General features: G+C 71.7%; 11 protein-coding genes. 8 read left to right on the top strand and 3 right to left on the bottom strand.

Annotated elements, in window-relative coordinates:
- Positions 1-12: 12 nt before the first annotated feature.
- Entirely contained in the window at positions 13-480 is a 468-nt protein-coding gene (gene bcp, locus ACZ4Z2_RS02260; RefSeq protein ID WP_468071424.1) for a thioredoxin-dependent thiol peroxidase, read from the bottom strand.
- A 96-nt stretch (positions 481-576) separates the two neighbouring features.
- Here bcp and ACZ4Z2_RS02255 point away from each other — a divergent pair, with 96 nt between their 5' ends.
- Together ACZ4Z2_RS02255 and ACZ4Z2_RS02250 are read left to right on the top strand one after the other, a co-directional pair.
- Positions 577-906 carry a DUF3618 domain-containing protein gene (locus tag ACZ4Z2_RS02255; RefSeq protein WP_468071422.1) on the top strand — a complete coding sequence of 110 codons (330 nt, stop codon included), beginning with the start codon at positions 577-579 and terminating at the stop codon, positions 904-906.
- 62 nt (positions 907-968) lie between these two features.
- Positions 969-1271, top strand: coding sequence for a GroES family chaperonin (locus ACZ4Z2_RS02250; protein ID WP_055513294.1), 303 nt, complete (start codon positions 969-971; stop codon positions 1269-1271).
- Positions 1272-1396: 125 nt separating this feature from the next.
- Here the strand turns inward: ACZ4Z2_RS02250 and ACZ4Z2_RS02245 are convergent, their stop codons facing one another.
- Positions 1397-4156, bottom strand: coding sequence for a transglycosylase domain-containing protein (locus tag ACZ4Z2_RS02245; protein WP_468071421.1), 2760 nt, complete (start codon positions 4154-4156; stop codon positions 1397-1399).
- A gap of 1177 nt (positions 4157-5333) precedes the next feature.
- On the opposite strand from ACZ4Z2_RS02245, the gene ACZ4Z2_RS02240 reads away from it, so the two are divergent.
- From ACZ4Z2_RS02240 to ACZ4Z2_RS02225, 4 genes are read left to right on the top strand one after another with little or no spacing between them, the layout of a single operon-like run.
- Positions 5334-6134, top strand: a complete 801-nt coding sequence (locus ACZ4Z2_RS02240) for an ABC transporter permease (protein ID WP_468071420.1) — start codon at positions 5334-5336, stop codon at positions 6132-6134.
- Positions 6135-6150: 16 nt separating this feature from the next.
- Complete coding sequence (locus tag ACZ4Z2_RS02235) at positions 6151-7014, top strand: ABC transporter permease (protein WP_468071686.1); 864 nt, start codon at positions 6151-6153, stop codon at positions 7012-7014.
- Between the two features lie 6 nt (positions 7015-7020).
- Complete coding sequence (locus ACZ4Z2_RS02230; RefSeq protein WP_468071418.1) at positions 7021-8013, top strand: ABC transporter ATP-binding protein; 993 nt, start codon at positions 7021-7023, stop codon at positions 8011-8013.
- A 33-nt stretch (positions 8014-8046) separates the two neighbouring features.
- The gene (locus tag ACZ4Z2_RS02225) at positions 8047-8766 is read left to right on the top strand and encodes a DUF1707 SHOCT-like domain-containing protein (protein WP_468071417.1); all 720 of its coding nucleotides are present in this window, start codon (positions 8047-8049) and stop codon (positions 8764-8766) included.
- Positions 8767-8805: 39 nt separating this feature from the next.
- On the opposite strand, the gene ACZ4Z2_RS02220 is transcribed toward ACZ4Z2_RS02225, so the two are convergent.
- Positions 8806-10158, bottom strand: coding sequence for an SGNH/GDSL hydrolase family protein (locus ACZ4Z2_RS02220; protein WP_468071415.1), 1353 nt, complete (start codon positions 10156-10158; stop codon positions 8806-8808).
- A gap of 371 nt (positions 10159-10529) precedes the next feature.
- Here ACZ4Z2_RS02220 and ACZ4Z2_RS02215 point away from each other — a divergent pair, with 371 nt between their 5' ends.
- Together ACZ4Z2_RS02215 and ACZ4Z2_RS02210 are read left to right on the top strand one after the other, a co-directional pair.
- Positions 10530-11792, top strand: coding sequence for a DUF445 domain-containing protein (locus ACZ4Z2_RS02215; RefSeq protein ID WP_468071413.1), 1263 nt, complete (start codon positions 10530-10532; stop codon positions 11790-11792).
- A 163-nt stretch (positions 11793-11955) separates the two neighbouring features.
- Complete coding sequence (locus ACZ4Z2_RS02210; RefSeq protein WP_468071412.1) at positions 11956-13419, top strand: MFS transporter; 1464 nt, start codon at positions 11956-11958, stop codon at positions 13417-13419.
- Positions 13420-13571: the final 152 nt, after the last annotated feature.

Raw genomic sequence — 13571 nt, 5'->3', positions numbered from 1 at the left:
GGTCGGGTCGGGTCAGATGCCCAGGTCCTTGATGATCTTCGCCACGTGGCCGGTGGCCTTGACGTTGTAGAGGGCTCGTTCCACCTTGCCCTCCTCGTCGACGACGACCGTCGAGCGGATGACGCCGGTGACGACCTTGCCGTAGAGCTTCTTCTCGCCGAAGGCGCCGTAGGACTCCAGGACCGTCTTGTCGGGGTCGCCGAGGAGGGTGACCTTGAGGGACTCCTTCTCGCGGAACTTGGCCAGCTTCTCCGGCTTGTCGGGGGAGATGCCGATGACGTCGTACCCGGCGCCGGCCAGCAGGTCCAGGTTGTCGGTGAAGTCGCATGCCTGCTTCGTGCAGCCGGGGGTCAGGGCGGCCGGGTAGAAGTAGACGATGACCTTGCGGCCCTTGTGGTCGGACAGGGACACCTCGTTGCCGTCGGCGTCCGGGAGGGTGAAGGCGGGGGCCACGTCCCCGGGCTGGAGTCGCTCGCTCATCGGACCAGCGTAACGGCGGGGCCTGGCGCCGCGGGTCCCGGTGGAGCTGACAGACTGTCCAAGGACAGTTGATGACGGACAGCGGGAGGCAGCGCGGTGGCGGACACCTCGGACACCAGAACCCCGGCCGAGATCGAGGCGGACATCAAGCGCCGCCGCGACACCCTCGCCGAGACGCTCGACGAGATCGGCGTCCGGGTGCACCCGAAGACCATCGTCGGCGACGCCCGGGCGAAGGTCGTCTCCAACATCGACCACACCCTCGGCAGGGCCTACGTCTCGGTCAACCGGGTGGTCAGCGATGTGAGGGGCCGACTCGTCGACGAGGACGGGGCGCCCCGGCTGGAGCGCATCGTCCCGGTCGCCCTCGTCGTCGTCGGGGTCGTGGGGCTGCTCGCCCTCGGCACTCGACGCCGCAGGGGCTGACGAAGACAGGTAGGTTCGGGGTCGTGAGCGAGAAGAGCCAACACGACAAGTTGCCCATCAGGATGCTGCACGACCGGGTGCTCGTGCGGCAGGACACCGCCGAGGGCGAGCGGCGTTCGGGCGGCGGCATCCTGATCCCCGCGACGGCGGCGGTCGGCCGGCGGCTCGCCTGGGCCGAGGTGGTCGCGGTCGGGCAGAACGTCCGGACGGTCGAGCCGGGCGACCGGGTCCTCTTCGATCCCGAGGACCGGGCCGAGGTCGAGGTCAGGGGTGTCGCGTACGTCCTGATGCGCGAGCGCGACCTGCACGCCGTGGCCGCGGACCGGTTCGAGGGCTCGGAGGACTCCACGGGTCTGTACCTGTAGCCCAACCGGTAGCACGACCGGTAGAGCAGCGATCGCTCGCGGGTGCCCGCGGGCGCATACGGGAGGGGGCTGGTGACCACGGTCACCAGCCCCCTCCCTCTGCTATCGGCCCCGGCGGCCCGCCGTCATGGGATCGTCCCCTCCGACGTGCCGCCCCCGGGGGCGCCGCCGCCGCCGTCGGCCGTGCCTCCGCCGCTGTCGGTGGCCCCGCCCCCGGTGGCGGCCCCGCCGTCCGCGGTGCCTCCGCCCCCGGTGGCCGCGCCGCCGTCGGCGGTTCCGCCCCCGGTCGTGGCTCCGCCGCCGGTGGTCGGTCCGCCGCCGGTCGTCGACGTGTCGCCGCCGCCCGTGGTGGCGCCCCCGTCGGTGGGCTCGCCCGTGGTGCCGCCGTCGGTCTGGCCCGCGGTCTCCTCGCCGCCCGTGGTGCCGCCGTCCTCCTCGTCACCGGTGGCTCCCGGCTCGTCCGGCGGGGTGCTCGGGGGCACCACGACCACGTCCGCGCCCTCCTGCAGCTCCAGGTCGAAGTCCTTGACCTTCTTGCCCTTCAGGGCCGCCTTGGTGAACTGCGCCCAGATCTCCGTGGGCGCCCCACCGCCGTTGATGCGCTGGAGTCCCATCGCGCCGTACAGCGGCTTGTGGGCGCCCGTCTTGGGGTCCTGGCCCATCACGGAGACGACGGTGGCGAGGTCCGGGGTGTAGCCGGCGAACCAGGCCGCCTTGTCCTCCTCGGCCGTACCCGTCTTGCCGGCGGCCGGGTGGCCGGACGCCTGCGCGGCGGTGGCCGTACCGCCCTGGACCACGCTCCGCAGGACGGAGGTGGTGGTGTCGGCGGCCTGACGGCTGACGGCCTGCTGGGGGTCCGTCGAGGGGAGCTTGATCTCCTGGCCGTCCTTGCTGATCCGCTCGATCATCGTGTACGTGCCGTGACGGCCGTGGTTGGCGAGGGTGGCGTACGCCTCCGCCATGTCGAGGACGCTCGCGGTCGCCGTGCCCAGCGCGATGGACGGGTACGGGTTCATGTCGGGGGTGTTCTTCGGCAGGCCCAGGTCGATCGCGGTCTTCTCGACCTTCGCGGGGCCGACGTCCACGGCCATCTGCGCGTACACCGAGTTCACCGACTTGTCGGTGGCCTGGCGGACCGTGATGTTGCCGTAGTCGACGTAGTCCTCGTTCTCGGGGGCGTACGGCTCGCCGGGCCAGCCGACCACCGGGCGCTCGCTGGAGCCGTCGTAGATCGTGTTCGGGGTGATGGCCTGGCCGGACTGGTTGTTGGAGTTGTTCTCCACGGCCGCGGTGAACACGAACGGCTTGAACGTCGAACCGACCTGGAAGTCTCGCCGGGTGGCGTTGTTGACGTACTGCTTGGTGTAGTCGATGCCGCCGTACATCGCGATGACCTTGCCGGTCTTCGGGTCGATGGAGACACCGCCGGCGCGGACGTAGTTGTCGACCTTGCGGTTCTTCTTGTCGAGCTTGTCCATCAGGTTGTCGTCGACGGCCTTGATGAACGCGTTCTGCATCTTGGGCTGGATGGTGGTGGTGATGCGGTAGCCACCGCCGTTCTCCAGCGCCTCCTCGTCGATGATCTTGTGCTCGACGAGGTACGACTTGATGGCCTCGACGAGGTAGCCGCGCTGCCCGGAGAAGGCGGTGGACGTGGTGGTCTGCTTCGGCATGTCGAACTTCATGCCGGTGCGCTCGGACTGCTTGAGCCAGCCCTCCTTGACCATGCCGTCGAGGACGTAGTTCCAGCGGGCGACGGCCGCGGCCTTGTTCTCCGGGTGGGCGACGACGTCGTACATGCTCGGCGCGTTGACGAGCGCGGCGAGGTAGGCGCCCTGCTGGGCGGTGAGTTCGTCGGCGTCGACGCCGTAGTACGCCTGGGCGGCGGCCTGGATGCCGTAGGCGTTGCGGCCGAAGAAGCTGGTGTTGAGGTAGCCCTCCAGGATCTCGTCCTTGGTGACCTCGCGGTCCAGCTTGATCGCGATGAAGAACTCCTTCACCTTGCGGGTGACGGTCTGGTCCTGGGCCAGGTAGTAGTTCTTCACGTACTGCTGGGTGATCGTCGAGCCGGACTGCTTGCCCTTGCCGCTCGCGGTGTTCCAGGCTGCGCGGATCATCGCCTTGGGGTCGATGGCCGGCTCGGAGTAGAAGTCGCGGTCCTCGGCGGCCAGTACGGCGTGCTGGGCGGCCTTGGAGACCTTCGACAGGGGGACGTTCTCGCGGTTGACCTCGCCGTCGCGGGCGATCTGGGTGCCGTCCGCGTACAGGTAGACGTTGCTCTGCTTGGTCGCGAGCTCCTGCGGCTTCGGGATGTGGACCAGGTTGTAGCCCAGCACGAAGGCGCCGATGATCAGCATGGTCACGATCACGAAGCTGCCGAGCACCATGCGCCAGGTCGGGAACAGCCGCCGCCATCCGGTCCGCTTGGGCCGCTTAGGCTTCTTGCCCTTGCCGCCGCCGGCGGGGGTGACATCGGGCACGTCGGCGGGTGCGACAGCGGGAACCACGGCGGTCGCCGCGCCCCCACCGGCCCCCGCGCCGGCCGCGCCTACCGCGCCGGCGGCTCCGGCTGCCGCGAGGCCGCTCGTGACGCCGGCCTTCCCGGCACGCATCCCGCCGGCCGCCGCGCCACCGGTCGCGGCCGAAGCCGTGCCACCGGCTGCCGCCGCCCCGGCCGCCCCCGCCGCCCCGGCGGCCGCCGCGCCGCCGGGCCTGCCGGGCCGCTTGCCGCCGGGCTTCGCGCCCGCGCGCGTGACACCCAGGGTCATGGTCATCTCGGCGTCACCGGCCGCCGCCCGGCCCGATGTGCCGCCGCCCGTGGAGCCGGGCTTGCCGCCGGGCTTCGTCGAGCCGGACTTCTCGGGGCGGGTGATGCTCAGCGGCATGGTCAGCTCGGCGTCGCTCTCCGGAGCACCCGCCCCGCCGGAGGCTCGCCCGGCCGCACCACCGGACGCCGTCCCGGCGCTCGGCGAAGGCGACTTGCCCCCACCGGGCGTGCCGTTCCGCTGCCCGGCCTCACGCCCCTGAGCCCCCGAACCGGAACCCCCGTCGGAGGAGCGCCCCGAGGGGCCGCCCTTCGCGGGGCCGGACGGCCCACCGGTCTGCCGACCGGTCGCGTCACCCGCGGCCGAGGCCGGACGGCCGGACGTCGCATCGGTCGCCGCCGAGCGCTCGCCGCCGGACGCGGAGATCGGCCGACCGCCGGTGCCAGTACCGGTACCGGGCCTGCCGGCGGCCGGAGCTGCCGAGCCGGCGCCGGACCTGTCGCCGCCCGCCGCAGCCCCAGCCCCGTCGCGGCTCGCCGCACCGGGCCGTCCGCCCGATGCCGAGGCCGACCCCGACTGTCCGCCCGATGCCGAGGCCGCACCGGGCCGTCCGCCCGCGACCGAGTCCGTGGCCGAACCTGAGGCCGAACCTGAGGCCGAGCCCGAGCGTCCGCCCGAAGCCGTGCCCGAAGCCGACCGTCCGCCCGAGGCCGCCCCCGGTTCCGGCCGTCCGCCGGACGTCCGGTCGGATGCCCCGCCGGTCGGCCGGTCAGCCGCACCGTCGGCCGGCTGGTTCGGCCGTCCGCCGGAGCGGCGGTCCGCACCGTCGGCCGGGGCCGAGCCCTGGCGGTCGCCGGGCGACGAGCCGGGCCCGGTGCCGGTCGTCGGGGGCTCCGGGGGCGTGCCCGGGCGCGGCTGGGCGGGGTCCCGGGGCGTGCCCGGCGTCCGGCGCTCCGGGTCTCTCGGTGCCCAGCCCGGGCCGTTCCGCTTCGGCTGCGGCTCGTCGCTCATCGTGCTGCCGTGCTCCTGTTTCCGCGTCGTACGTTCATTTCCGTACGGACTCGTACGCTTTGCGCCCGCTCCGGGCAAGTTCTGCACCCCGGAGTGAAGACTCTCGTACCGGCCGATCCGTTCCCGGATCCCGGCACGCGCCTCGTACGCCCCGGGAGCACCACCGCCCGGCCCGAAAACGCCTGGCACACCGCTCCGGCCGCGGACTAGGCTTTCGCGCTTCGGCCCGGATCGGCCTCGGCCTCGGTCCTTCGCCTAACTCTTCGCAGCGGATGGGGGTTTCCTCGTGGGCACTGGGCGGTTGTACGCCGCCGTCGCCGCCGGTGGCTTCAGGCGGTACGCGACGTATCGGGTGGCCACCGCGGCTGGGGTGTTCACCAACACCGTCTTCGGCTTCATCCTCGCATACACCTACATCGCCCTCTGGCAGGAGAAGCCCCACCTCGGTGGCTACGACCAGGCGCAGGCGCTCACCTATGTGTGGGTGGGCCAGGCGATGTTCGCGGTCATGGTGCTGGGAAGCGCCGGTTTCGAGGAGGAGCTGATCGAGCGGATCCGCACGGGTGACATCGCGGTCGACCTGTACCGGCCCGCCGACCTCCAGATGTGGTGGCTCGCCGCCGACCTGGGCCGGGCCCTGTTCCAGCTGCTCGGACGCGGTGCCGTGCCCATGCTGTGCGGTGCCCTCTTCTTCGATCTCGCGCTGCCGTCCAGTGCCCTGCCGTGGCTCGCCTGCCTCGTCGCGGTCGCCCTCGGGGCCCTGGTGAGCTTCGCGATCCGATACATCGTGGCCCTGTGGGCGTTCTGGCTCCTCGACGGTGCCGGAGCGATGCAGATCACCTGGCTCACGGGTGTCTTCTTCTCCGGGATGCTGCTGCCGCTGAACGTCTTCCCCGGCGTCCTCGGTGACCTCGCCCGCCTCCTGCCCTGGTCCGCGCTGCTCCAGGCGCCCGCCGACGTGCTGCTGGGGGAGGCCGACCCGTGGGGCACGTTCGCGTTCCAGGCGGGCTGGGCGGTCGTGCTGCTGGCGGTGGGGCGGCTGATCCAGTCGGCGGCGACGCGGAAGGTGGTGGTCCAGGGTGGCTGACGTCGACGAGCGCCCGATGACGAGGGTCACGGAGGCGGCGGAGGACCCGTTCGGCGCGTACGGCCCGTACCAGCGTCTGCGGGACGGGCTGCGGGCCTACCGCATGATCGCCGCCATGTGGATCCGCTCCACCATGGCCTACCGTGCCTCCTTCGCGATGACGGTCTTCGGCAACTTCGCCGCCACCGCCTTCGACTTCGTCGCGATCCTGCTGATGTTCTCCCAGGTCGACGAGTTGGGAGGCTTCACCCTGCCCGAGATCGCCCTGCTGTACGGCACCTCCGCGGTCGCCTTCGGTCTCGCGGACCTGATGATCGGCTCCATGGACCGGCTCGGGCGCCGGGTCCGCGACGGCACGCTGGACACCCTGCTCGTCCGGCCCGCCCCGGTGCTCGCCCAGGTCGCCGCCGACAAGTTCGCGCTGCGGCGCCTCGGCCGGGTCACCCAGGGCGCCCTGGTCCTCGGCTACGCCCTGGTCACGCTGGACATCGCCTGGACGCCGCTGAAGGTGCTGATGCTGCCGATGATGGTGGTCAGCGGCGGCTTCGTCTTCGCGGCGGTGTTCGTCGGCGGTGCGGCCTTCCAGTTCGTCGCGCAGGACGCCTCCGAGGTGCAGAACGCCTTCACGTACGGCGGCGCCACGCTCCTTCAGTACCCGCCGGCGCTCTTCGCCAAGGACCTGCTGCGCGGTGTGACGTTCGTCCTGCCGCTGGCCTTCGTCAACTGGCTGCCCGGGCTGTACGTCCTGGGCCGCCCCTACCCGCTCGACGTGCCGCACTGGCTGGCGTTCGCGCCGCCGCTGGTGGCGGCGGTCTGCTGCGCGCTCGCGGGCGCGGCGTGGCGGGCGGGACTGCGTTCGTACCGGAGCACGGGGAGTTAGGGACACATGGACGAGCGGTTCATCGAACTCGACCGGGTCGAGAAGGTCTTCGACGTCCGGAAGAAGACCGGGTTCCTGCGGCGGGAGCGGCGTGAGGTGCGGGCCGTGGACTCGATCTCCTTCACCGTGGCGCGCGGCGAGATGGTCGGCTACATCGGCCCGAACGGCGCGGGGAAGTCGACGACGATCAAGATGCTGACGGGGATCCTCACCCCGAGCGGCGGCCGGGTGCGGGTGGCGGGCATCGACCCGTCCCGGGAACGGACGCGTCTGGCCCGCCGGATCGGTGTCGTCTTCGGGCAGCGCACGACCCTCTGGTGGGATCTGCCGCTGATCGACTCCTACCGGCTGATGCACCGTATGTACCGCGTCCCCGACGCCCGTTACCGCGAGAACCTCGACCGCTGCGTCGAACTCCTCGAACTGGGCGACCTGCTGGACGTGCCCGTGCGGCAGCTCTCCCTCGGCCAGCGCATGCGCGGTGACATCGCGGCCGCGCTGCTGCACGACCCCGAGGTGCTGTACCTGGACGAGCCGACGATCGGGCTCGACGTCATCAGCAAGGCGAAGGTCCGCGAGTTCCTGAAGGACCTCAACACCGACCGCGGTACGACCGTGCTGCTCACCACGCACGACCTGCAGGACATCGAGCAGTTGTGCCGCCGGGTGATGGTCATCGACCACGGCCGGCTGATGTACGACGGCCCGCTGACGGGGCTGCACGAGGTGGGGGAGAGCGAGCGGATCCTCGTCGTCGACCTGGAGCGGGAGCTGCCCCCGATCGAGGCGCCGCCCGCCCGTGTCGTACGGGTGGAGGGGCCCCGGCAGTGGCTGGCGTTCCCGGCGTCGGAGTCGGCGGCGCCGCTGGTGGCGCGGGTCGCGTCGGAGTACCCGCTGGTGGACCTGTCGGTGCGGGAGCCGGACATCGAGGCGGTGATCGCCCAGATGTACGCGCAGCAGGCGGAGCGGGTGGGGGAGACGGGGCAGTCGGTCTCGTAGCCGGGGGCCGGGGTTCCTCGTAGGCTGAGGCGTATGACGGACGATCTCCCGGACCTGCCGGCCGCCGCGGACCTCCGTGCCTCCGACGCCGACCGTGAACGGGTCGCCGAGCAGTTGCGGGACGCCCTCGCGGAGGGGCGGCTCGACATGGAGGAGTTCGGGGAGCGGCTGGACGCCACCTACAAGGCGCGCACCTACGGTGAGTTGGCGCCGATCACCCGTGATCTGCCGGGTGCCGGGACGGTGGCGCCGCCGTCGGTCTCCCTGGTGAAGGGGCCTGCGGAGAGCGGCGGTTGGGCCGAGCGGATCGTCGACGGGCCGGGTTCGTCGACGTGGGGTGTGGCGGTCATGTCCGGCTTCGAGCGCAAGGGCCGCTGGACGGTGCCCGAGCGGTTCGACTGCTTCGCGTTCTGGGGCGGCGGTGAACTGGACCTGAGGGACGCGTACTTCGCCGGGCGCGAGGTCACCATCAACTGTGTGGCCGTCATGGGCGGCGTCAACGTGATCGTGCCGCCCGGCGTCGAGGTCGTCGTCCGGGGCATCGGCATCATGGGCGGCTTCGACCACCGCGAGGAGGGCGAGCCGGGCGAGCCCGGCGCCCCTCGCGTGATCATCACGGGTTTCGCCTTCTGGGGCGGTGTCGGCGTCGAACGCAAGCTCCCCAAGGCCGAGCGGCAGCGGCTGAAGGAGGCCCGGCGCCACGAACGGCTGGAACGCCGCCGGGCCCGCCGCGAACTGGGCAGGGGCCACTGAGGCGGCCCGGCCGCCCATGGCCCCGGCGGTCCGTCCGCCCTACAGGTCGGCCGGGACGGCGCCCTTCAGCGCCTTCAGGTCGAAGACCTGCCCCATCCGCTCGTAGCCCTTGTCGCTCGGGTGGAGGTGGTCGCCCGAGTCGTAGTCGGAGCGGAGCCTTCGGGGGTCGTACGGGTCGCGGAGCGCCTTGTCGAAGTCGACGACCGCGTCGTAGACCTTGCCGGAGCGGATGTGGGCGTTGATGGCCTGGCGTACGGTGTCCCGCTGCTCGGTGTAGCCGCGGTGGCCGTGGAACGGCATCAGCGTGGCGCCGACGACGCGCAGACCGCGGGCGTGGGCCTGGCCGACGAGTTGGCGGAGGCCGGCGACGATCGCCTCGGGGTCGGCCTGGCCGGGGTTCTTGAGGATGTCGTTGACGCCGAGGTCGATGACGACGGCCTTGACGCCCGCCCGGCCGAGCACGTCCCGGGGGAAGCGGGACAGGCCGCTGGGGTTGTCGGCGGGGCGGCCCCGGCCGTTGGCGAGGACCTGGTTGCCGCTGATGCCCTGGTTGACGACGGTGTAGCGGGGCACGTCGGAGCCGGCGGCGGCCCGCAGCCGGTCGGACAGGACGTCCGTCCAGCGGCGGTTCTCGCCGACGGTCGAGGTGATCCCGTCGGTCAGGGAGTCGCCGAGCACGACGACGGTGCCCTCGGACTCCCTGCTCAGCACGTCCAGCGCGGTGACGTACCGCCAGTGCATGGTCTGCGTGGTGTACGGCGTACCGGTGACGTCCGCCGCCTGGTCGCCCTCGGCGGTGTACGAGATCTGCCGGGCGTGCGCGTGAAAGGTCGTGGGCCCGGACGGGGTGGGCGAGTAGGTGGTGATCAGGACGTCGCTGTCGTGCGGGATAGCGATCCGTACGGCATCGCTGACCACCTGCTGACCTGCGGCGATGACGACGGTCGTGCGTCCGCCGAAGGTGAGCCGGCGCATGGTGCCGGCCGCCGCGGCCGGGCTGTTCACCGCGGCGGCGACCGCGAGCGAGGCGTGGGTGAGGGTCAGCGGCTGCTGGCCGTAGAGATTGGACAGCGTGACGCGGGCACTCGTACCGGCGGCGGAGGCGTGCACGACGTTGCGCACCGAGCGGCCCGCGAGGCCGGTTGTCTCGGTGCCCGGCTCCGACCCGCTCGGCGAGGCCGACCAGGCGCCCACCCATGCCCCGGTGGAGGCGGGGGCGGCGGGATTGCGTGGGGCGGCGGCGAAGGTCTCCTGGCGGCGGCTGCCGTCGTCGATGCCGGCGCCGACGTAGATGGCGGCCGAGATCGTGAGGATCAGGGCGGCCATGGCCGCCAGCAGCGCGCCGTGCCTTGTGGGGGAATCCCCCACCCCCCCGGCGTGACGCTCGGTCATGCGGTGTGTGGCTCCTCGAACAGTGGAGCCCGAGGCTCCGTGGTGATCACCCCATGATGCGGCATGGGATGGGGGCGGTCAGTGAGAACCCCCATCGGTTCCCCCGCTCGGACAGACGCGGGGAACTCCTGTCGCGTTCCAGGAGTAGAGCGTGCAGTAGGTCACCAAGGGACCGAGAAAGGGACAATGTGCACGGGGGACAGGAACGGATGGAGTGAATGGACCCTAGGAAACCGGAAGAGAACGGCATCCCGGGCCGGCGTTCCCCTCTCGGCGCCTCCGCCGACCGGGTGACGGACACCACGCCGGGCGCGCGGGCGGCGGTGGACGCCGCGGGCGGATCCGGCGCGCCTCGTGTGTCGCATCGCACGATGACCGCGTTCAGCCCCGCCGACGAGGAGAAGCAGCGGGGCGTCCGGCGGATGAAGCTGACGGCCGCCGGTCTGCTGCTGTTCGTGGCGGTGGTGTACGTCCTGGCGAAGTGGGCCTCGAACGAGGGCGCCGGCGCGTGGGCCGACTTTGTCGCGGCGGCCGCGGAGGCGGGCATGGTGGGTGCGCTGGCGGACTGGTTCGCCGTGACCGCCCTGTTCCGGCACCCCCTCGGACTGCCCATCCCGCACACCGCGATCATCCCCCGGAAGAAGGACCAACTGGGCGTCACGCTCGGTGAGTTCGTCGGGGAGAACTTCCTGTCCGAGGACGTCGTACGGCAGCGGCTGCGCGCCGTCGGCATCGGCAGCCGGCTCGGCGCGTGGCTCGCGGAGCCGCAGAACGCCGACCGGGTGACGGCGGAGTTGGCGACCGCGTTGCGCGGCGCCCTCACCGTGCTGCGCGACACCGACGTCCAGGCCGTGGTCGGCGAGGCCGTCACCCGGCGGGCCAACAGCCAGGAGATCGGGCCCGGTATAGGGAAGATGCTGGAGCGGATCGTCGCCGACGGCGGCCATCGTCGGGCCGTGGACCTGATCTGCGCCCGCGCCCAGAACTGGCTGATCCTCCACGACGACCAGGTGATGGACGCGATCGAGGGCGGCGCCCCCGGCTGGACGCCCCGCTTCGTCGACCGGCGGATCGGCGAGCGCGTCTACAAGGAACTGCTCCGTTTCGTCTCGGAGATGCGCGACTCGCCCTCGCACCCGGCGCGTGGCGCCCTGGACCGCTTCCTCACGGACTTCGCCAGGGACCTCCAGTCCGACACCGACACCCGTGCGCGCGTGGAACGTCTGAAGGGCGAGGTGCTCGACCGGGGCGAGGTCCAGGACCTCATCGCCTCCGCGTGGACCGCCGTCCGCTCCATGGTGGTCTCCGCGGCCGAGGACGAGCGCAGCGAACTGCGGCTGCGGGTACGGGCGTCGCTGCTGTCCCTGGGCACGCGCATGGCCACCGAGCCGTCGGCGCAGGCCAAGGTCGACAAGTGGGTCGAGGGCGCGGCCGTGCACGTCGTCACCACCTACCGCAAGGAGATCACCTCCCTGATCACCGACACGGTCGCGGCGTGGGACCCCGAGCACACGACGCGGAAGATCGAGGCCAACATCGGCCGTGACCTGCAGTTCATCCGTATCAACGGCACGGTGGTGGGTTCACTGGCCGGGCTGTTGATCTACACGGTGTCGCGGGCGCTGGGGGCGTGACCCCGCCGGACGGCGGCACCCCGCCCCGCTGGCCGCAGGACCGCTGCCGGCCACCGGGGCGGGGGTGCTCCGGGTCCGCTGTGTGACGTCCGACTCCAGGGCGTAGTCCTTGCTCCGACGGGCACTCGAACGCGGTTCGCTCGAGGAGGAGGGAGCCGCGCAGATGGCCCTAACCGAACGGAAGTCACCCCAGGGGTCCGGCACCATCACCACCGCCGTACCCGCACGCCTGGACCGCCTTCCCTGGTCACGCTGGCACTGGATGGTGGTGATCGGACTCGGTACGGTGTGGATCCTCGACGGCCTGGAGGTCACCGTCGTCGGCAACATCGCCGGCCGGCTCTCCGAGCAGGGCAGCGGTCTGCCGATCAGCTCCGCGCAGGTCACCGGCACGGCGGCGGCCCTGTACGTCGCGGGTGCCTGCGCGGGCGCCCTCTTCTTCGGCCGTCTCACCGACCGCTTCGGCCGCAAGAAGCTGTTCATGGTGACGCTGGCGGTCTATCTCGGCGCCACCGCGCTGACGGCCGTCTCGTTCTCCTCCTGGTGGTTCTTCCTCTTCCGCTTCCTCACCGGCTTCGGCATCGGCGGGGAGTACGCGGCCATCAACTCCGCGATCGACGAACTGATCCCGTCCAAGTACCGGGGCCGCGTCGACATCGTCATCAACGGCAGCTTCTGGCTCGGCGCGATCGGCGGGTCGCTGCTGTCGATCGTCGCCCTGAACACGGACCTCTTCGCGGCGAACGTCGGCTGGCGCCTGACGTTCGCGCTCGGTGTGGTGCTCGGCCTGGTGATCCTGCTGGTCCGCCGGAACGTGCCGGAGAGCCCCCGCTGGCTGCTGATCCACGGCAGGGAGCAGGAGGCGGAACAACTGGTGGCGGACATCGAGGGACAGGTCGAGGCCGAGAAGGGGCGCCCCCTGCCCGCGGCCACCCAGGAGATGACGATCCACCAGCGCAAGAGCGTCGGCTTCGGCACCATCGCCCGGACCGTGTTCTCCCGCTACCGCCGCCGGGCCGTCCTCGGCTTCTCCCTCTTCATCGGGCAGGCGTTCCTCTACAACGCGATCACCTTCGGCTTCGGCGCGATCCTCACCACGTTCTACGACGTCCCGACGTCCGACACCGGCTACTACTTCGCGTTCATCGCCGCCGGCAACTTCCTCGGTCCGCTGCTCCTCGGCAAGTTGTTCGACACGGTCGGCCGCCGGGTGATGATCTCGTCGACGTATCTGCTGTCCGGTGTGCTCCTGTTCGGCACGGCCTGGCTGTTCGACCGGGGCGCGCTGGACGCGGTCACGCTCACGGTGTGCTGGTGCGTGGTGCTGTTCTTCGCGTCGGCCGGGGCGAGCAGCGCGTACCTCACGGTCTCCGAGGTCTTCCCCATGGAGACACGGGCCATGGCCATCGCGTTCTTCTACGCGATCGGCACGGCGGCGGGCGGCATCAGCGGACCGCTCGTCTTCGCGGACCTGACGGAGTCCGGCGTCGTCTCCGACACGGTGCTCGCGTTCCAGATCGGGGCGGGGCTGATGTGCGTGGCCGGGCTGGTGGCGGTGTTCCTCGCGGTGCGGGCGGAGCGGAAATCTTTGGAGGAGGTGGCGCGGCCGCTGTCCGCGGCCGGGTGAGGCGGCCGGGGCGCCCAGTAGCTCGGGGTGCGCGGTTCGTCGGCGAGTGCGGGTGAGTGGGGGTTGTTCGCGCAGTTCCCCGCGCCCCTGGAAAAGCTGGGGCCTGCGGCCCCATGCCTCTCCGATGAAGGGCGGGCCGCAGGCCCGTTCCC

The sequence above is a fragment of the Streptomyces sp. NPDC030183 genome, assembly GCF_055573455.1.
Note: the sequence above shows the minus strand (reverse complement) of the source record. Positions and strands in the feature narration are given on the sequence as shown.

Bases quoted from the DNA above. Each gene is read 5' to 3' on its own strand.
- bcp (WP_468071424.1), bottom strand. From the start codon at position 480: ATGAGCGAGCGACTCCAGCCCGGGGACGTGGCCCCCGCCTTCACCCTC.
- ACZ4Z2_RS02250 (WP_055513294.1), top strand. From the start codon at position 969: ATGCTGCACGACCGGGTGCTCGTGCGGCAGGACACCGCCGAGGGCGAG.
- ACZ4Z2_RS02245 (WP_468071421.1), bottom strand. From the start codon at position 4,156: ATGCCGCTGAGCATCACCCGCCCCGAGAAGTCCGGCTCGACGAAGCCC.
- ACZ4Z2_RS02235 (WP_468071686.1), top strand. From the start codon at position 6,151: ATGACGAGGGTCACGGAGGCGGCGGAGGACCCGTTCGGCGCGTACGGC.
- ACZ4Z2_RS02230 (WP_468071418.1), top strand. From the start codon at position 7,021: ATGGACGAGCGGTTCATCGAACTCGACCGGGTCGAGAAGGTCTTCGAC.
- ACZ4Z2_RS02225 (WP_468071417.1), top strand. From the start codon at position 8,047: ATGACGGACGATCTCCCGGACCTGCCGGCCGCCGCGGACCTCCGTGCC.
- ACZ4Z2_RS02220 (WP_468071415.1), bottom strand. From the start codon at position 10,158: ATGACCGAGCGTCACGCCGGGGGGGTGGGGGATTCCCCCACAAGGCAC.
- ACZ4Z2_RS02215 (WP_468071413.1), top strand. From the start codon at position 10,530: ATGACCGCGTTCAGCCCCGCCGACGAGGAGAAGCAGCGGGGCGTCCGG.
- ACZ4Z2_RS02210 (WP_468071412.1), top strand. From the start codon at position 11,956: ATGGCCCTAACCGAACGGAAGTCACCCCAGGGGTCCGGCACCATCACC.